We start from the raw sequence: 18,247 nt of genomic DNA, 5'->3' as shown, positions 1-18,247 counted from the left end.
CATGATCCGCCGCTACATCATCTGGCGAAACCGCCATGCCGACGACCAGCACCTACAAGCCGTCATCGACAGGGCAAACGTTGCCTGAGGCGGCACTAGGACGTGCAGACCTTGGTCAGCTCTCCGGCGGCGTCCGTGACGGGGCCGACGTCGGGGGTTTTGTCGCCGTTGCGGACGGCCTCGCGGACGTTCGTGACGGACGTGCGCAGATGGTCGACCGCCTTGTCGAGATCGACGTCGTCCGTCGTGTTCCCGATCTTGTCGAGGTTCCTCTCGATGGAGTCGAGGGACGCGTCGGTCTGCGTCGGGTCGTTCGCCGCGTTCTCGACGGCCTGCTGGAGGTCGGTGACGCTGTCGGCGATCGCGTCGGCGGTCTGGACGCAGTCGATCGCCTTGTCGACGGCGTCGCAGCCCGCGCTCGCGCCCATGGCGGCGAGTACGGCGACGGCTGCGAGTGCCGCGGCGGTGGTGCGGCGGCGGTGGCGCGCGGCCATGGAACGGATTCCCTCCCCGTCGGCGGTGCGGCACTTTCCCGTGGGCGCGCCAGCCGGTCCGGCTCGCCCGACCCGTCGGTGGTCGTTCGGGGCTGTGTCCGGGCGCGCGGGGTACCCCCGGGCGCCCTTCGCGTCAGCGGTGCGGCTACCCCTGAAAACGCCGTTCGGCGCTACTCGGTTGCCTCGAGGGCGTCGCGTTGCAGGGTGGCGAGCCGGTCGCAGCCGGAGACTGCCAGGTCGAGCAGGGCGTTGAGTTCCGTGCGGTCGAAGGGTGCGGCCTCCGCCGTGCCCTGTACTTCCACGAAGCGGCCGTCGCCGGTGCAGACGACGTTCATGTCGGTGTCGGCCCGGACGTCCTCCTCGTAGCAGAGGTCCAGGAGCGGTACGCCGCTCACGATGCCGACGGAGACGGCCGCGACCGTGCCGGTCAGCGGCTGCCGGCCGGCCCGTACGAGCTTCTTGCGCTGCGCCCAGGCGACCGCGTCGGCGAGTGCGACGTAGGCGCCGGTGATCGCGGCGGTGCGGGTGCCGCCGTCCGCCTGGAGGACGTCGCAGTCGAGGACGACGGTGTTCTCGCCGAGCGCCTTGTAGTCGACGACGGCGCGCAGGGAGCGGCCGATGAGGCGGCTGATCTCGTGGGTACGGCCGCCGATCTTGCCCTTGACCGATTCGCGGTCGCCGCGGGTGTTGGTGGAGCGGGGCAGCATGGCGTACTCGGCGGTGACCCAGCCCTCGCCGCTGCCCTTGCGCCAGCGCGGGACGCCTTCGGTGACGGAGGCGGTGCAGAGGACCTTGGTGTCGCCGAAGGAGACGAGGACGGAGCCCTCGGCGTGCTTGCTCCAGCCGCGCTCGATGCTGATGGGGCGGAGCTGTTCGGGCGTGCGGCCGTCGATTCGAGACATGGGCCGAGCCTATCCATAGATGCGTCGGGGGCCCCTCCCGGTGGGAGGGGCCCCCGACGTGTGGGCGCGTGGGCTCACATCATGTCTTCGATCTCCGCGGCGATCGGGTCCGCGTCCGTGCCGACGACGACCTGGATGGCGGTGCCCATCTTGACGACGCCGTGGGCGCCGGCGGCCTTCAGAGCGGCCTCGTCGACCAGAGAGGCGTCGTGGACCTCGGTGCGCAGCCGGGTGATGCAGCCCTCGATCTCGTCGATGTTGTCGATGCCGCCGAGACCGGCGACGATCTTCTCAGCCTTGCTGGCCATGTCTCTTCTCCCTGATCCGAACCGCTTTGTCGCAGTAACCCATAGGTGGACGAACTTTGCGAGCGGTCTGGTCGTGCGAACCCGAGGAAGGCGTTCCCGACAGTGCGACCGTCCCGCGAACTGGTCTACACCACGCCGGGATAGGGCGCCAAACGCGGTGCGGCCCGGGGTGACCTTGCCCGGACATAACGACCAAGTGGCACTAATCACGTCCTTCAGACCTCTACCGCATTACCGGATCGAGCTATCGTTTCCGGGAATTCGCCGCAAGTGCGGCACTACTTACGGTATGTCCGGGACTACAGAATTCACGGGTTCCTTATCCCACCTTCACCGTGCTACAACAGGTCTACACCAGTGAGTGGTGTAGACCACGCGGGAGCTGCCCACCTCGTTCAGCCCTTCCCGTCCCCCGGCAGCCCCCAGCACATGGAGGAACTATGAGCACCGCCACCGAAACCTCGGCGGCCCCCGCAAAGAAGCGGGGATCAGGTCTGTTCCAGGGCCTGCAGAAGGTCGGCCGCAGTCTCCAGCTCCCGATCGCCGTACTGCCGGCGGCGGGTATTCTCCTGCGACTCGGCCAGCAGGACGTCCACGACAAGCTGAACCTGCCCGACAAGGTCACGGCAGTGTTCGCCACAGCTGGTGGGGCGATCTTCGACAACCTGCCGATGCTGTTCTGCATCGGTGTGGCGATCGGCTTCGCCAAGAAGTCCGACGGCTCCACGGCACTGGCGGCCCTGGTCGGCTTCCTTGTCTACAGCAATGTGCTGAAGGCCTTCCCGGTCACCGAGGCCAAGGTCCAGGCCGGCGCCGACATAGCCGCCACCTACAACAACCCCGGCGTCCTCGGCGGCATCCTGATGGGTCTGCTGTCGGCGGTGCTGTGGCAGCGCTACCACCGGACCAAGCTGGTCGACTGGCTCGGCTTCTTCAACGGCCGGCGCCTGGTCCCGATCATCATGGCCTTCGTCGGCACGCTCGCCGGCGTCTTCTTCGGTCTGATCTGGAAGCCGATCGGCGAGGGCATCTCGAACTTCGGTGAGTGGATCACCGGTCTCGGCGCGCTGGGCGCGGGTCTGTTCGGTCTGATCAACCGCGCGCTGATCCCGGTCGGCATGCACCAGTTCGTGAACACCGTCTCCTGGTTCCAGATCGGTGACTTCAAGAACTCGGCCGGTGAGGTCGTCCACGGTGACCTCTACCGGTTCTTCGCCGGTGACCCGACCGCCGGACAGTTCATGTCGGGCTTCTTCCCGATCATGATGTTCGGCCTTCCGGCCGCCGCGCTCGCCATCGCGCACACCGCCCGTCCCGAGCGCCGCAAGGCCGTGCTGGGCATGATGATCTCGCTGGCGCTGACCTCCTTCGTGACCGGTGTGACCGAGCCGATCGAGTTCTCGTTCATGTTCATCGCCCCGGTGCTGTACGCGATCCACGCGGTCCTCACCGCCCTGTCCATGGCGGTCACCTGGGCGCTCGGCGTCCACGCGGGCTTCACCTTCTCCGCGGGTGCCATCGACTACCTGCTGAACTGGAACCTGGCGACCAAGCCATGGCTGATCATCCCGATCGGCCTGGTGTTCGCGGCGATCTACTACTTCGTCTTCCGCTTCGCGATCGTCAAGTTCAACCTCCCCACCCCGGGCCGCGAGCCCGAGGAGGAGGTCGAGGACCTCACGAAGGCGTGAGCGACTCCCCCGAACGACACGAAGGCCCCGGAACCTCTCAGGTTCCGGGGCCTTCGGGCGTGTGAGGGGCGTTGCCCGTACGCCGGTCCTAGACCTCGTACGTCGCCCGGGGCGTCGCCAGTTCCACGGGTCCGGAGTAGACGGACCGGGCGTCCGCCAGATTGACCTGGGGGTCGGTCCACGGCGGGATGTGGGTCAGGACCAGTCGGCGGGCTCCGGCGCGGGCGGCGGCCTCGCCGGCCTCACGGCCGTTGAGGTGGAGGTCGGGGATGTTCTCCTTGCCGTAGGTGAACGCGGCCTCGCACAGGAAGAGGTCCGTGTCACGGGCGAGTTCGTCCAGGGCCTCGCTCACACCGGTGTCGCCGGAGTAGGTGAGCGACCTGCCGCCGTACTCGACGCGGATGCCGTACGCCTCCACGGGGTGGCGCACGCGTTCCGTGTGGACGGTGAAGGGGCCGATCTCGAACGAGCCGGGCTTGACCGTGTGGAAGTCGAAGACCTCGCTCATCGAGGAGGCCGAGGGGGTGTCGGCGTAGGCGGTGGTCAGGCGCTGCTCGGTGCCCTCCGGACCGTAGACCGGGATGGGTGCGGCGCGGCCGCCGTCGTGGCGGTAGTAGCGCGCGACGAAGTACCCGAGCATGTCGATGCAGTGGTCGGCGTGCAGATGACTGAGGAAGATCGCGTCGAGGTCGTAGAGACCGCAGTGGCGCTGCAGCTCGCCAAGGGCGCCGTTGCCCATGTCGAGCAGCAGCCGGAAGCCGTCGGCCTCTACGAGGTAGCTCGAGCAGGCCGAGTCCGCGGACGGAAACGACCCCGAGCAGCCGACGACGGTGAGCTTCATAAAGCTGGAACCTCCGCGTGGCAGAAAGTGCACAAGGCAGGAACGGGCGGTGACGGGGGTCGTGCGGTCCGTCGAGCGTAAGGCGCAAAAGGGCCGGTCGCTCCTCCGCCAGGGGCCGTTGTGGGCGAACTCACCTGTGGTGTCACCGGTTCGGCTGGACCATGGGCGCGTGGGGAGTGCGTCGGGGCGCACGACCCGCGGTGCGGCGGCGCGTTGGTGTGCGCCAAGGGCGGGCGGTGGGCCTTGTACGCCGGTACCGTCAACGATATGGACACGTCCTGGTGGCTGGCGCTGGCGGCGGTGGTGCTGCTCGCGCTGATCGCGACGCTGGTGGACGGATGGGGGCGTGGGCAACGCCCCCGCCGTGCCGCGACGCGTCCGCCTGGACGCGCCCGGCTGCATCCGCGGCCGGCCGAGATCTGGTGGGCGAGCGTTCCGTACGAGGACCGGGTCGGTTCGAAGGACCGGCCCTGCCTGGTGCTGACGGTGCGCGGGGACAGCGCGACGGTCGCCAAGATCACCAGTCGGTACCGCGACGAGCGGGCGGGCGTGATACCGCTGCCGCCGGGCACGGTGGCCGACGCCCACGGGCGGCCCAGCTTCCTGGAGACCGACGAACTGCGCGACGTGCCGCTGTGGGACTTCCGGCGCCGGGTGGGCGTGGTGGATCCCGTGCTGTGGGATCAGGTGCGGTATCTCGCTGGGTGACCGGCCTCATGGCGTGTCCTTGACGGCCCTGTCCTTCCTTCGGTCTTCGTCCTCTCCCCCGGCGTCGTCCTCACGGTGCCGTCACGGTCACCGTGACGGTCCACTGCTCGATGCCCAGGCACGCGTTCCGGCCCGGTTGCCGGGCGCACAGGGGGCGGCTCGAGGTGAGCCACGCCGTTCCGGGCGCGACCGCCTCGAACGCGGCGAGGGCGTCGCCCGGCGGGACGGCGATGCCGGCGTTGGTGGCCTCGAGCGCGTCTCCCCTGGCGGCGACGACGGCCCAGGGCCGGTCCTTGGAACCGTCCAGGGCGATGCGGATCCGCCCGCCCTGTGCCAGGCACACCGTGCGGCCCGTGTCGGCCGCGGTGAGCTGCACCTCGGGCGCGCACCCCGTCCCGGTGGGGGTCGGCGGGAGCGACGGTGAGGCCGGTGCCGACGGCGGGACCGGTGCCGACGATGCAGGCGGTGCCGACGGCGGGGTCGCACCGCTGCCGGACGAACCGGCGCCGCTGCCGGCCCCGCAGCCCACGACGAGAAGTGCCGCTGCCGCGACGGCGGTGACGGTGGTGGTCCGGTGGAGCGTCGTACCGCGCATGGGGCGGCCGCCTTCCTCTGCCTCGTCCTCGGTCCTGTCCTCGTGCTGGTGTGACGTTCCTCCAGCTCATCAGGATCCGCCCGCGACCGCGAGCGGGCCCCGGCCGCTGGTACGGCCGGGGCCCTTGGTGCCGGAGGTGCTCAGCCGGTCGTCAGTGCGGTGTCGTCGACGACGAAGCTGGTCTGCAGCGAGGAGTCCTCGGCGCCGCTGAACTTCAGGGTGACCGTGGACCCCGCGAAGGAGGACAGGTCGAAGGACTTCTGCGCGTATCCGGTGGCGGCGTTGAGGTTCGAGTACGTCGCCAGCGTGGTCGAACCGGCGGTCACCGTCAGCTTGTCGTACTGGCTGCCGGTGGTGGTCTCCGCCGTGTCGATGTGCAGGTAGAAGGTGAGCGTGGCCCTGCACCCGGACGGGATCGTCACCGACTGGGACAGCGTGTCGGTGTGCGAGGACCCGTACCCGTCGAGCCAGGCCTTGTACGAACCGCCGTGTGCCGCCTCACCGCTGTCGTTGGTGATGACCCCGCTCGTCGTGGTCCAGCCGGTGCTGCCCGACTCGAAGCCCGGGTTGCCCAGCAACTGCGCCGAGGAGCAGGAGCCGCCGGAGGAGCCGACCGTCCAGCTGAAGGACGCCGAGCCCGAGGCGCCGGTTGAGTCCTTGGCCGTGACGGTCGCGCTGTAGGTGCCCGCTGTGGACGCGGTTCCGGAGATCAGGCCGGTCGAGCTGTTGATCGACAGTCCGGTGGGCAGCCCGGTCGCGCTGTAGGTGAGCGCCGCACCCGCGCTGTCGGAGGCCGAGATCTGCAGGCTGACCGAGCCGCCGGTCGTGGTGGACTGGTTGCCAGGGCTGGTGACGGTCACGGTGTTGCCGGAGCTGCTGCCCGCCGAGAAGGCGGCCGTGCCGTTGGGGGTGCCCCAGCCGGTCGGGCCGTCGTAGCCGGCGCGCGCGGTGCAGAAGTACGACGTGGAGCAGCTGCCGTTGTTGCCGGTCGTGACGTCGTACAGGTTCGCGGTGTGGGAGTAGGGGTACTTCGCCGGGTAGTCCGTGGCGCCCGGGGTGCCCGCGAGGGCGTAGACGCCGGCGATGATCGGGGCGGAGGCGCTGGTACCGCCGTAGACCGCCCAGCCGGAGCCGCCGTAGGTGTCGTAGACCGCGACGCCGGTGGCCGGGTCGGCGACCGCCGAGACGTCGGCCTCCATGCGCCGGGAGCAGCCGGTGTCGGTCTGCCAGCTCGGCTTGGGGTCGTAGGCCGAGCAGCCGGAGCCGGTGCCCTCGGTGCTGTTGGTCTTCCACACGGACTCGGTCCAGCCGCGGGAGTTGGAGGACGTCGACAGCGCGGTGCCGCCCACGGCGGTCACGTACTGGGAGGCCGCCGGGTACTCGGCGCCGTAGGCCTCGTCGCCCGAGGAGACCGTGATCGCGACGCCGGGGTGCTTGAAGTACTGAGTGTCCTCACTGGTCTGGGACGACGCCTCACCGCCGCCCCAGCTGTTGGAGACGAACTTGGCGCCGAGCGCGACGGCCTCGTTCTCGGCCGTGCCGAGATCGGTGTCGTTCGCGGAGTTGGCCTCGACGAGGATGATCTTGCAGTTCGGGCAGACGGCGCTGACCATGTCGATGTCCAGCGCCTCCTCGCCCGCCCAGCCGGTGTCGTTGGACGGCAGCGAGGTGGTCGAACCGGTCTGGCTGACCTGCTTGAAGCAGCCGTTGGCCTTGGTGCACGCGGACAGCCCGTAGGTCGAGCGGTAGGTCGCGAGGTCCGATTCGGCGTTGGGGTCGTTGTACGCGTCGACGACCGCGACCGTCATGCCGGAGCCGCCGGTCGAGGGCAGGTTGTAGGCGCTGTGCAGGTTGGCGGGGCTCAGGCCGGAGGGTGCGGCGGCCGCCATCGCGGAGGCGAGCCGCTGCTCGATATCGGTGCGCCGCTGGGCGAAGCAGGACGCGTGACCGGCGGTCGGGGCACCGCACAGGTGCTGTGTCGGCACCTTCTGGCCGGGCTTGCCGGTGGCGTGGACGGTCTGCGCCTCGGGGCTGGTCAGCGCCCGGGCGTTCTGGGTGGTGTGGGAGGACTGCGCGCTGCCGGGGGCGCTCTGGGCGCCGGCGGCCGGGGCCGCCATGAGACCGGCGACGGTGAGGGCGAGAGCGGGGAGGGCGGCGGTCAGGAGTCTTCGCAGGCTCCGTCGCCGCTTGCTCGGGCGGGACTCACGCATGGGGTGCTGCCTCTCTCGGTTTGAGGCCGGCGCCGCGCGGGGCCTGGGTCGGGCCGGACGCGGAGCCACAGCCGGGAAGTGGGGATTCCTGAAGCTGAGTGGCAGGCCTGTGACGCGCGTAGCGACGGTAGGACGCGTTGCCATGGGCATGACACTTATAGCGCCGTGAACACCCTGAGAGCCCAGTGAGCGTGACATGACAGGGTGCGGGCAGAACCTAGCCCGGTCCGGCGAGGGCGGGCAGTCCCGAAGAGAGATCTTTGCCGCTCCATAGGCGGCACTTAGCGCGCCGATTGGCGGGCATTGGCGTGTTGATGAGAAGGCGGGTTCCGGGGGCGGGGCCCCCGGTCACCTCCGTAGGGAAAACCCTATGCCCACAGCTGACCGTGCAGTGTCTTGATCGCCTCTTCCGTCGTCGCCGCCGTGTAGACGCCCGTCGACAGGTACTTCCAGCCGCCGTCGGCCACGATGAAGACGATGTCGGCGCTCTCGCCCGCCTTGACGGCCTTGGCACCGACCCCGATGGCCGCGTGCAGCGCCGCACCCGTGGAGACGCCCGCGAAGATGCCCTCCTGCTGGAGCAGTTCACGGGTACGGGTCACCGCGTCCGCCGAGCCGACGGAGAAGCGGGTGGTCAGGACCGAGGCGTCGTACAGCTCCGGCACGAAGCCCTCGTCGAGGTTCCGCAGGCCGTAGACCAGGTCGTCGTAGCGCGGCTCGGCCGCGACGATCCGCACGTCCGGCTTGTTCTCGCGCAGATACCGGCCCACGCCCATGAGCGTGCCGGTGGTGCCGAGGCCGGCCACGAAATGCGTGACGGAGGGGAGGTCGGCCAGGATCTCCGGACCGGTGGTCGCGTAGTGCGCGCCCGCGTTGTCCGGATTTCCGTACTGGTAGAGCATCACCCAGTCCGGGTGCTCGGCCGCCAGCTCCTTGGCGACGCGCACGGCGGTGTTGGAACCGCCCGCGGCCGGGCTCGAAATGATCTCGGCACCCCACATGCCCAGCAGGTCACGGCGCTCCTGCGAGGTGTTCTCCGGCATGACGCACACCATGCGGTAGCCCTTGAGCTTCGCCGCCATGGCCAGGGAGATGCCCGTGTTGCCCGAGGTGGGCTCCAGGATCGTGCAGCCAGGGGTCAGCCGGCCGTCCCTCTCCGCCTGCTCGATCATGTGCAGGGCGGGACGGTCCTTGACCGAGCCGGTCGGGTTGCGGTCCTCCAGCTTGGCCCAGATGCGGACGTCGGGGGACGGCGAGAGCCGCGGCAGGCGCACCAGAGGGGTGTTGCCCACCGCGGCCAGCGGGGAGTCGTAGCGCATCCGCGATCAGGCCGTTCGCGGCCGGCGCCCGGCCACCGTACGGGCCGGCCGCGGCTCGGCCGCGGCGGAGCCTCCGGCCACGGCGGGCAGGATGGTCACGTTGTCGCCGTCGGCGAGCTTGGTGTTGATGCCGTCGAGGAAGCGGACGTCCTCGTCGTTCAGGTAGACGTTCACGAAGCGGCGCAGCTCCCCGCCGTCCACGATGCGGGCCTGGATGCCCGTGTGACGCGTCTCGAGGTCGGCGAACAGCTCGGCGAGGGTCTCCCCGTTGCCCTCGACGGCCTTCTGGCCGTCGGTGTACTGGCGGAGGATGGTGGGGATGCGGACCTCGATGGCCATGGCTCGGGGCTCCTGTCGGGAGAAGTCTGGATGGAGGGCGCCCCCTGCTCCAGCGGAGCCGAGAGCTTGCGGACGCGCACGGCGGCGCGGAGCGTCATGACAGGACGCGGGGCGGTACGCCGCGGCCCGGCCGGACGGCGGCAGTGCGGCGTCAACAGATGGCGCTGTTCGACCTGCACAGATCGACGTGCAGCCGCGCCACGAGCAGCGTGCCCGGCGTCTTCTTGCTCACGTCGTGGAGAACCATGGGGTCATCGTATCGATTCCCCCCTCGGCGTCCGGAGTGTGATCTCGCATGGTGGATGAATTCTGCCCGAATTGCGGGATCAGTAGCTCTTCACCACCGTGACCTCCTCCTCTGTCACCTCTCCCTCCACGATCCGGAACGAGCGGAACTGGAAGGGGCCGGCGTCGTCGGTGTCGGCGGTCGAGACCAGGACGTAGTGGGCACCCGGCTCGTTGGCGTACGAGATGTCCGTGCGGGAGGGGTACGCCTCGGTCGCCGTGTGGGAGTGGTAGATGACCACCGGCTCCTCGTCGCGGTCGTCCATCTCCCGGTACAGCTTGAGCAGATCGCCGGAGTCGAACTCGTAGAACGTGGGCGAGCGGGCCGCGTTCAGCATCGGGATGAAACGCTCGGGGCGGCCCGGGCCCACTGGGCCCGCGACCACGCCGCACGCCTCGTCGGGGTGGTCCTGGCGCGCGTGGGCGACGATCCGGTCGTACAGGTCCTCGGTGATGGTCAGCATGACGGTCAGGATAAGCAGAGGGCCGCCCCGTACCGAAGGGTGGTACGGGGCGGCCCACATGGTGGGCTGTGCGACTCAGCCGACCTTCTCCAGCCGCGTTCCGCGGCGCTCGGCGACCTGCGGGTTACGGGCCTTGAGCACGACCCAGCCGACGGCCAGGGCGGCGGCCCAGACGGCCATCACGTACAGGCAGACGCGGGAGTCCGCGTCGTACGCGATCAGGGCGGTGACGAAGAGCAGGAACGCGATGGCGATCCAGCTGCACACCGCGCCGCCGGGTGCCGGGAACGAGGAGGCGCGCAGCCGGCCCGCCACCACCGCGCGGCGGTACAGGACGTGGCTGATCAGGATCATCAGCCAGGTCCAGATGCCGGCCGCGGTGGCCACCGAGGTGACGTAGCCGAAGGCCTTCTCCGGGACGACGTAGTTGAGGACCACGCCGACGCCCATGCAGGCGACCGAGGTCGTGATGCCGAGGGCCGGGGTCTTCGACGCCGACAGCCGGCTGAACGCCTTCGGGGCCTCGCCGTTGTCGGCGAGGGTGCGCAGCATGCGGCCGGTGGAGTACATGCCCGAGTTGCAGGAGGACAGGGCCGCGGTGAGCACCACGAAGTTGACGATGCCCGCACCGGCGGGAATGCCGATTTTCGCGAATGCCTCGACGAACGGGCTCACACCGGCCCCGAACTCGGTCCACTTCACCACGCAGAGGATGACGGTGAGGGCACCGACGTAGAACAGCGCGATGCGCCAGGGCAGGGTGTTGATCGCCTTGGGCAGGGTCTTCTCCGGGTTCTCCGACTCACCGGCCGTCACACCGACCAGCTCGACGGCGAGGTAGGCGAACATGACGCCCTGCAGGGTCATCAGCGAGGAGCCGATGCCCTTGGGGAAGAAGCCGTCGAACTGCCAGAGGTTGGAGACGGAGGCGGTGTCACCGGCGGAGCTGAAGCCGAACGTCAGCACACCGAGACCGATGACGATCATGCCGATCAGCGCGGTGACCTTGACCATCGAGAACCAGAACTCGATCTCGCCGAACAGCTTCACCGAGATCAGGTTGGCCACGAACAGGACCACCAGGAAGACCAGCGCCGTCACCCATTGCGGGATGGACGGGAACCAGTAGTGGACGTAGATCGCGGCGGCCGTCAGCTCGGCCATGCCGGTCACCACCCACATGAGCCAGTACGTCCAGCCGGTGAAGTAGCCGAAGAACGGGCCGAGGAACTCCCGGGAGTACTCCGCGAAGGAGCCGGAGACCGGGCGATAGAGGAGCAGTTCGCCGAGCGCCCGCATGATGAAGAAGATGATGACGCCCGCGAGGGCGTACATGAAGATCAGACTGGGGCCGGCCTTGGCGATGTTCGCCCCGGCACCGAGGAAGAGGCCGACGCCGATGGCGCCGCCGATCGCGATCATCTGGACCTGACGGCTGCCGAGCCCGCGCTCGTACCCCTCTTCGGGGGTGTTGCCGCCCACGGCCTCACTGCCGTCGTAGTTCTTACCGACCTGCGATGAGGTCATGTGTGGTGCACCTTTCTCCATGCCGATCCGAGCCAGTCCCATGGCCCCGGATCGGGTTCCGATCCCCCCGGAATGTGATGGAGCAGTGCCTGGCCGACGGTTGTCGGCTCGGTGGCGCACCCGACCGGACGTGGGTGTTGTCCCGTCGGGCGGTCGTGAAGGTCTATCACGGCCGCACCGTTGATCGGCTGGACGCCATGTGACGTACAACACCGGAAGAACCGGACAAAGATGCACTCGAACGGGCACACCGGGCCGCGGTGGTGACGTGATCGTTATCCGGACTTGAGCCCCCGCTGAGCGAACACCGGCCCCTCGCCGAGCGCCCACAAACCCCTTTGAATCAGGGCATAAGGGTCGTGACGAGCGTCTCCTGGAGGCCACCGAGCCACAGATAGGCCATCACCATGGGCTTGCGCGGATCCTCGTCCGGCAGCCGGTAGAGGTGGTCGGTGTCGTCCTCGTCCACGACCTCGAGCCGCGAGCCGATCGCCAGGCGCAGGTCGTTCAGGGCGCCGAGCCACTGCCCGGACTCCTTCTGCGACAGCTTCAGGACGCCACCCTCCTCGCTCGCCGAGGTCAGCGCGTCCAGCGAGCGGATCACGGCGAGGGCGTTGTCGCGCTTGCGCGCCCGCAGGTCGTTCTCGGTGAAGCGGCGGAACTCGGCCGAATGCGCCCGCTGTTCCTCGGCCTCCTCGGGCGAGTCGGGGTCGCCGCCGGGGCCGCCGTAGGCGTCCGGGAACAGACGGCGCAGCACGGGGTCGGAGGGGGGTTCGCTGGGGCCCTCCGCGAACAGTTCGGCGAGCGGATCGTCCGGGGCGTTCTCGGCGGGGCCGGGGCCGATGAGTTCCAGCAGCTGCACGGCCAGCGACCGGATGATGGAGATCTCGACGTCGTCGAGCGCGACGGCGGCACCGCCGCCGGGGAGTGATTCGAAGTGTCCTGACATCAGGGAGGTCGTTACTTCCGGTCCTGCTGGAGGGTGGCCCACAAACCGTAGCCGTGCATCGCCTGCACGTCGCGTTCCATCTCCTCGCGGGTACCGCTGGAGACGACCGCCCGGCCCTTGTGGTGGACGTCGAGCATGAGCTTGGTGGCCTTGTCCTTCGAGTAGCCGAAGTACGTCTGGAAGACGTACGTCACGTAGCTCATCAGGTTGACCGGGTCGTTGTGGACGATCGTCACCCAGGGGACATCGGGTTCGGGAACGGCGAACTGTTCCTCCGCCGACTCGGTCTTCTCGATCTCTAGGGGTGCAGGAGCCGTCACACGGCCCATGCTGCCACCTCGACCGGGCCCCCGCACAAACGGACACAGCCACCACCCCCACAAATCGTCAGACTGACGAGATGGGAGTACGATCCGACGTCATGAACACAGCGGACCTTGGGCTGCCGGTGGACGTGCCCTCGACGGCACTCTTCACCGACCACTACGAGCTGACGATGCTGCAGGCCGCCCTCCAGGCGGGCAGCGCCGATCGGCGCTCCGTCTTCGAGGTCTTCACCCGGCGGCTGCCCGAGGGCCGCCGCTACGGCGTCGTGGCCGGCACCGGGCGCGTCCTGGACGCGGTCGAGAACTTCCGCTTCGACGCCGACGTCCTCGGCTTCCTGCGGGAACGCCGCGTCGTCGATCCGCAGACCCTGGACTGGCTCGCCGAATACCGCTTCGACGGCGATATCTGGGGCTACCCGGAGGGAGAGGTGTACTTCCCCGGCTCGCCGATCATGCGGGTGGAGGGCTCCTTCGCCGAGTGCGTGCTCCTGGAGACCGTGATCCTGTCCATCCTCAACCACGACTCCGCCGTGGCGGCGGCCGCCTCCCGCATGTCCTCGGCCGCGGACGGCCGGGGGCTGATCGAGATGGGCGCCCGGCGCACCCACGAACTGGCCGCCGTGGCCGCCTCGCGGGCCGCGTACATCGGCGGCTTCACCACCACCTCGGACCTCGCCGCCGGCTTCCGCTACGGCATCCCCACGGTCGGGACCTCCGCCCACGCCTTCACCCTGGTGCACGACAACGAGCGGGACGCCTTCCGGGCCCAGGTCGAGTCGCTCGGGCGGGGCACCACGCTGCTGGTGGACACCTACGACGTCACCGAGGCCGTCCGGCTGGCCGTCGAGATCGCCGGGCCCGAGCTCGGAGCCGTCCGCATCGACTCCGGCGACCTGCTGCTGGTGGCGCACCGGGTGCGCCAGCAGCTAGACGAACTGGGCGCGACCCATACGAAGATCGTCGTGACCTCCGACCTGGACGAGTACGCCATCGCCTCGCTGCGGGCGGCGCCCGTGGACGCCTACGGCGTCGGCACCCAGCTGGTGACGGGTTCCGGCCATCCGACCTGCTCGATGGTCTACAAGCTGGTCGCCCGCGCCGAGTCGGCGGACCCGCAGGCTCCGCTGCAGCCGGTCGCCAAGAAGTCGCTCGGCGGGAAGACCTCCATCGGCGGCCGCAAGTGGGCGGCGCGACGGGTCGACGAGCACGGGGTGGCGGAGGCCGAGGTGGTCGGCACCGGAGCGGTGCCGGACGGGCTGGCGGACCGGCAGCTGCTGGTCCAGCTCGTCAAGGGGGGCCAGGTGCTCACCCGCGAGCCGCTGGACGTCGTACGCGATCGGCACGCCGCCGTGCGCGCCGGTCTGCCGCTGTCGGCGACACAGCTGTCGCGCGGGGAACCCGTCATCCCGACCGTCTACGTGTGAGGCCCCCGGTCCGGCCGGAGCGGCACGGGGGACCGGTGCGGCCGGACCGCGGGGCGAGCGCGGGGTGCGGCTTCGGCCGGACCCCTGCCGCGGGCGCATGAACGCGCGGCCCGTGGGAATGCAACGGCAGCGCACCCGCGCACGCCGCCGACCCGCTGACGCCCCCTCCCGCCCGGCCCCCGAAGTCTCTAGGCTCGGTAGTTCGTACGGACGGCCGGGCTCGCACCCTCTACTCCGAACCGCCGCCAAGCCGAAGGACACCGACCATGCGCCGCGCCTTGATCGTCGTAGACGTACAGAACGACTTCTGTGAAGGCGGCAGCCTCGCGGTGGCCGGAGGTGCCGATGTGGCCGCCGCGATCACCGAGCTGATCGGGCAGGCGCCCGCCGGCTATCGCCATGTCGTCGCCACCCGGGATCACCACATCGCCCCGGGAGGACACTTCGCCGACGACCCCGACTACGTCCGCACCTGGCCCGCGCACTGCGTGGCGGGCACGGAGGGCGTGGGCTTCCACCCGAACTTCGCCCCGGCGGTCGCCTCCGGCGCCATCGACGCCGTGTTCGACAAGGGTGCGTACTCCGGCGCGTACAGCGGGTTCGAGGGGACCGACGAGAACGGGGTGTCGCTCGGCGACTGGCTTCAGGCGCGCGAGATCGACGAGGTGGACGTGGTGGGCATCGCCACGGACCACTGCGTGCGCGCCACCGCCCTGGACGCCGCGCGTCGGGGCTTGCGCACGCAGGTGCTGCTGGACCTGACCGCCGGGGTGTCGGCGGAGACCACGGAGCGGGCGCTGGAGGAGCTCCGGGATGCCGGGGTGGACCTGTCCGGCAAGCCCGTCGTCTCCTAGGGCCGGCGACCGCGCCGCCGGTGCGGTCGCCTCCGGGGGCGCTCACGCCTGCGCCGTCGGCCTCCTCAGCAGCGCCCTGATCGGGTGCCACAGCTCCTGGGACAGCTCCTGGCCCGCGCTGTCGGGTGCCGTGCGCCATATCAGCCCGTCGGGGTGGTGCAGGACCGCGGTGATCTCGTCGGGGGTCGGCGGGGCGGCGTTGCCGCGCAGGTAGACGGCACGCAGGCCCAGGTTGCGCAGTCGCGTCAGCGCCCGGGCGCGGTTCTGGGCGAGGACGAGCACGCGGACGAAGCCGCTGCCGGAACCCGGGCTGGGCAGGTTCAGCGCCACCACCACGCTGCCGTTCGGCAGCTTGCAGAAACCTCCTGCGGCCATTCAGTCACATCCCCGTTCCGGTCGGTGTCAATAAGTGCGCCACAGGACGCACCTAAACACGATCGGCGGCGGCCCGCCAGGGGGTCGCCGCCGATACGCTTCTGACCTGCGAAGATGCGGACTACTTCACCGCGGGCCCGACCTCGAGCTCGATGGTGGAGCCGTCCTTGGCCGCCTTTTCGATCTTGATCTTGGTGTTGGTGTCAGTGATCTTGACACCGGCGGCCGGGTTCGACGCGTCGTAGTAGGTGCTGGTGTGGTCGTTGAAGACCGACACCCCCTTCTGCGACTTGATCCGCACCGGCACGTCCGCCTTGTGCAGCGTGATCGCGTCGGTGGACTCCAGGGTGAACGGCGAGTCGTAGGCCTGGAACCGGTTGCGCAGCAGCGTGCCGTCGGTCCACTTCAGCGGCGCCGGGTGCGAGTCGATCGGCAGGATCAGGCCGGTGCCCGGGTGGTCGGCGGTGTTGTTGTCCGGCTGCGAGGTGTCCCACTTCCAGATCAACAGGCCGTTCTGGTACGGGATGTGCTCCACCCAGTCGGGACGGGTCGTCGAGAAGCCGAAGTTGTACGGGCCGACCTTCAGGGTCTTGTCGTACGACACGTACTGCCGGTTCTCGGCGACGTAGTACTGCTTGTAGAGCTTGGAGAAGGACGCGCCGATGCGGGAGAAGCCCGTCGCCGTCCAGGCCGGGTCCGCGCTCTCCGCGTTGTCGGAGAACACCGCCGAGCCGTCCGCGGTCACCGCGATCTCGTCGGCCGCAAAGCCCTTGAGGGCCACACCGCCGTCGGTCTGGTAGCGGAAGCGCAGATCGAACTTCTTGCCCGCGTAGGCGTCGAGCGGGTACGACAGCTTGGCGTACGCGTCGATGGAACCGGTGAGCGCCGGCTTGCCGCTGGCGTCGCGCGGGACCGGCTGACCGTTCACCGTGCCGTCGAGGACGGTCCAGTTGGCGCCGCCGTCGGTCGACACCTCGGCGTAGAGGTAGTCGTAGTCGGCCTCGATGTCGTACCAGCCGTCCAGGGACAGCACGGCCGAGGACTTGCCGGTGAGGTCGACGGACCGGGTCAGCGTGTTCTTCAGGTCGTTGCCGCTGCCGCTCCACCACTGGGTCGCGCCCTGGGCCGGGGTGACCACCTCGGTGGTGACGGCCTTGTCGGGCAGGGAGACGACCAGCGCCTGCTTGTGCTTGGTGTTGTACTCGGCCAGGCCCAGCTTGTGCCAGGAGTTCACGCCGGCCTTGGCCGTGTCGTAGTTGAGCCAGCCCAGCTGGAGCTTGTCCCAGGCGTTCATGTCGCCGGGCAGGTTGCCGATGGCGTCCTTGCCCGTGCCCAGCCAGGAACCGGACGACATCAGCGTCCAGAAGCCGGTGGAGTTCTCGCCGCCGTTGGTGTCGTACTCGTCCGGCAGACCGAGGTCGTGGCCGTACTCGTGGGCGAAGACGCCGAGTCCGCCGTTCTCCGGCTGGATGGTGTAGTCGCCGACCCAGATGCCGGTGTCGCCGACCTGCGTGCCGCCGAGCTTGTTGCCGTCGGGGCCGGTGGCACCCGCGTCGGTGCCGAAGGCGTACCAGCGGTGGGCCCAGATCGCGTCCTCGCCCTGGGCGCCGCCGCCCGCGGACTCGTCCTCGCCGGCGTGGACGATCTGGAAGTGGTCGATGTAACCGTCGGGCTCGTTGAAGTCGCCGTCGCCGTCGTGGTCGTAGCGGTCCCACTGGTCGAACTGGGCGAGTTCCGTGCGGATCTCGGCCGCGGTGTCGCCGGCCGCCTCGCGCTCGGCGACCCAGGCGTTGACGCCGTCCTGGACCGCGTACCAGGCGGCGCTGTCGCCGGCCTTGTTGGATCCGTAACGGGCCTCGTTGTAGGGGACCTTGACCCAGTCGGTCACCTCACCGTCGACCGAGTAGCGGCCCGAGGACTGCGTCTCGTAGTACTTCTTCAGCGACTCGGTGTTCTTGCCGGTGCCGAAGTACAGGTCCTGGTAGTGCTTCTGGTTGTAGTCCGCCAGCCAGTCCGTGCTGTTGTCCTTCTTGCGGTCCGGCTTGGCGATCTTGTTGTGCAGCGGGCCCGGGGTGCCGCCGTATCGGCTGTCGACCTGGTCGCCGAACTCGACCAGGATCGTGAAGATCTTGTCGGTCTTCTCGCGGCCGAGTTCGACGTACTTGCTGTCGCCCTTCTTGCCCTTGAGCTGGACGACGTTCGAACCGTCATGGTTCTTGATCTTGGCCTTGCCCGATATGACCTGGTCGAGCGCTTCCTGGCGCTGAGCGTCCTGCGTCTTGCTCAGCGGGCCGTCGAAGTCGTGCTCCTTCTGCTTCACCGGCTGTGGGTCGTGCCGGTTCACGGCGGCGGGATTCGCCGGCGTGTTCGCCTCTGCCACCGCGAAGGTCGCGAACGTGGCCGAGGCTGCCGCGAGGGTCGCGCCTATCGCGGCCGCTCTGAACGTCCAGGGTCTACTGGTCACTTGAAGTCCTCCCCGACGCGTCCGATCGCGCGGATGACGAATCCCGATCGAGAGGGGTCCGCGCGTGGTGTACGCGTGTGTCAAGTGACGACATTTGACCGGAGGTTTAGGAGAAAAGACAGACCTTGACTTGAACAGGCCAAATGCATTAATAGAAACTGGCGTTCGGTAT

19 protein-coding genes and 1 pseudogene are annotated in these 18,247 nt (G+C 69.3%); 5 read left to right on the top strand and 15 right to left on the bottom strand.

Translation table 11 applies throughout. The annotated features are described in order from the left end of the window. Window positions 1-88, top strand: a pseudogene (locus ADL25_RS51825) (transposase); the annotation flags it as partial. Between the two features lie 7 nt (window positions 89-95). Here the strand turns inward: ADL25_RS51825 and ADL25_RS13060 are convergent. The 3 genes from ADL25_RS13060 to ADL25_RS13050 form a co-directional block, all read right to left on the bottom strand. Beyond that, window positions 96-494 carry a hypothetical protein gene (locus tag ADL25_RS13060; protein WP_059127863.1) on the bottom strand — a complete coding sequence of 133 codons (399 nt, stop codon included), beginning with the start codon at window positions 492-494 and terminating at the stop codon, window positions 96-98. A gap of 170 nt (window positions 495-664) precedes the next feature. Next, a complete protein-coding gene (gene rph / locus ADL25_RS13055) occupies window positions 665-1,396 on the bottom strand; it encodes a ribonuclease PH (RefSeq protein WP_059127862.1) in 732 nt (243 codons plus the stop codon). A 74-nt stretch (window positions 1,397-1,470) separates the two neighbouring features. Next, a complete protein-coding gene (locus ADL25_RS13050; RefSeq protein ID WP_059127861.1) occupies window positions 1,471-1,704 on the bottom strand; it encodes a glucose PTS transporter subunit EIIB in 234 nt (77 codons plus the stop codon). Between the two features lie 440 nt (window positions 1,705-2,144). Here ADL25_RS13050 and ADL25_RS13045 point away from each other — a divergent pair, with 440 nt between their 5' ends. Continuing rightward, window positions 2,145-3,395 (top strand): PTS transporter subunit EIIC, encoded by a 1,251-nt coding sequence (locus ADL25_RS13045; RefSeq protein ID WP_059127860.1) that lies wholly within the window; start codon window positions 2,145-2,147, stop codon window positions 3,393-3,395. A gap of 88 nt (window positions 3,396-3,483) precedes the next feature. On the opposite strand, the gene ADL25_RS13040 is transcribed toward ADL25_RS13045, so the two are convergent. Beyond that, window positions 3,484-4,236 carry an MBL fold metallo-hydrolase gene (locus tag ADL25_RS13040; protein WP_059127859.1) on the bottom strand — a complete coding sequence of 251 codons (753 nt, stop codon included), beginning with the start codon at window positions 4,234-4,236 and terminating at the stop codon, window positions 3,484-3,486. 267 nt (window positions 4,237-4,503) lie between these two features. Between ADL25_RS13040 and ADL25_RS13035 the strand changes: the two genes are divergently transcribed. Further along, on the top strand, window positions 4,504-4,944 hold the full coding sequence (locus ADL25_RS13035) for a type II toxin-antitoxin system PemK/MazF family toxin (protein ID WP_059127858.1): 441 nt from the start codon (window positions 4,504-4,506) through the stop codon (window positions 4,942-4,944). 70 nt (window positions 4,945-5,014) lie between these two features. Here the strand turns inward: ADL25_RS13035 and ADL25_RS13030 are convergent, their stop codons facing one another. The 9 genes from ADL25_RS13030 to clpS all read right to left on the bottom strand — a co-directional run bounded on the left by ADL25_RS13030 (window position 5,015) and on the right by clpS (window position 12,961). Then, complete coding sequence (locus tag ADL25_RS13030; RefSeq protein ID WP_059127857.1) at window positions 5,015-5,539, bottom strand: hypothetical protein; 525 nt, start codon at window positions 5,537-5,539, stop codon at window positions 5,015-5,017. Between the two features lie 140 nt (window positions 5,540-5,679). Then, window positions 5,680-7,749, bottom strand: a complete 2,070-nt coding sequence (locus tag ADL25_RS13025; RefSeq protein ID WP_059127856.1) for a putative Ig domain-containing protein — start codon at window positions 7,747-7,749, stop codon at window positions 5,680-5,682. Between the two features lie 368 nt (window positions 7,750-8,117). Beyond that, window positions 8,118-9,068 (bottom strand): PLP-dependent cysteine synthase family protein, encoded by a 951-nt coding sequence (locus tag ADL25_RS13020; RefSeq protein ID WP_059127855.1) that lies wholly within the window; start codon window positions 9,066-9,068, stop codon window positions 8,118-8,120. Between the two features lie 6 nt (window positions 9,069-9,074). Further along, a complete protein-coding gene (locus tag ADL25_RS13015; RefSeq protein WP_059127854.1) occupies window positions 9,075-9,407 on the bottom strand; it encodes a MoaD/ThiS family protein in 333 nt (110 codons plus the stop codon). A gap of 151 nt (window positions 9,408-9,558) precedes the next feature. Beyond that, window positions 9,559-9,654 (bottom strand): putative leader peptide, encoded by a 96-nt coding sequence (locus ADL25_RS51820; protein WP_319114358.1) that lies wholly within the window; start codon window positions 9,652-9,654, stop codon window positions 9,559-9,561. A gap of 79 nt (window positions 9,655-9,733) precedes the next feature. Beyond that, a complete protein-coding gene (locus ADL25_RS13010; RefSeq protein WP_059127874.1) occupies window positions 9,734-10,156 on the bottom strand; it encodes a Mov34/MPN/PAD-1 family protein in 423 nt (140 codons plus the stop codon). 75 nt (window positions 10,157-10,231) lie between these two features. After that, window positions 10,232-11,683, bottom strand: a complete 1,452-nt coding sequence (locus tag ADL25_RS13005; protein ID WP_059127853.1) for an amino acid permease — start codon at window positions 11,681-11,683, stop codon at window positions 10,232-10,234. Window positions 11,684-12,026: 343 nt separating this feature from the next. Next, complete coding sequence (locus ADL25_RS13000; RefSeq protein ID WP_059127852.1) at window positions 12,027-12,632, bottom strand: DUF2017 domain-containing protein; 606 nt, start codon at window positions 12,630-12,632, stop codon at window positions 12,027-12,029. 11 nt (window positions 12,633-12,643) lie between these two features. Next, a complete protein-coding gene (clpS, locus tag ADL25_RS12995; protein WP_059127851.1) occupies window positions 12,644-12,961 on the bottom strand; it encodes an ATP-dependent Clp protease adapter ClpS in 318 nt (105 codons plus the stop codon). 92 nt (window positions 12,962-13,053) lie between these two features. Here clpS and ADL25_RS12990 point away from each other — a divergent pair, with 92 nt between their 5' ends. Together ADL25_RS12990 and ADL25_RS12985 are read left to right on the top strand one after the other, a co-directional pair. Further along, window positions 13,054-14,382, top strand: a complete 1,329-nt coding sequence (locus ADL25_RS12990; protein WP_059127850.1) for a nicotinate phosphoribosyltransferase — start codon at window positions 13,054-13,056, stop codon at window positions 14,380-14,382. Window positions 14,383-14,648: 266 nt separating this feature from the next. Beyond that, window positions 14,649-15,236 (top strand): isochorismatase family protein, encoded by a 588-nt coding sequence (locus ADL25_RS12985; RefSeq protein WP_059127849.1) that lies wholly within the window; start codon window positions 14,649-14,651, stop codon window positions 15,234-15,236. Between the two features lie 42 nt (window positions 15,237-15,278). Here ADL25_RS12985 and ADL25_RS12980 read toward each other — a convergent pair whose 3' ends face one another. Both ADL25_RS12980 and ADL25_RS12975 read right to left on the bottom strand, forming a co-directional pair. After that, window positions 15,279-15,611, bottom strand: a complete 333-nt coding sequence (locus ADL25_RS12980) for a hypothetical protein (protein WP_059127848.1) — start codon at window positions 15,609-15,611, stop codon at window positions 15,279-15,281. A 121-nt stretch (window positions 15,612-15,732) separates the two neighbouring features. Next, window positions 15,733-18,075, bottom strand: a complete 2,343-nt coding sequence (locus ADL25_RS12975) for an immune inhibitor A domain-containing protein (RefSeq protein ID WP_059127847.1) — start codon at window positions 18,073-18,075, stop codon at window positions 15,733-15,735. Window positions 18,076-18,247 lie beyond the last annotated feature (172 nt).

The sequence above is a fragment of the Streptomyces sp. NRRL F-5122 genome, from assembly GCF_001507435.1.
Classification (GTDB): Bacteria; Actinomycetota; Actinomycetes; order Streptomycetales; family Streptomycetaceae; genus Streptomyces; species Streptomyces lannensis.
Note: the sequence above shows the minus strand (reverse complement) of the source record. Positions and strands in the feature narration are given on the sequence as shown.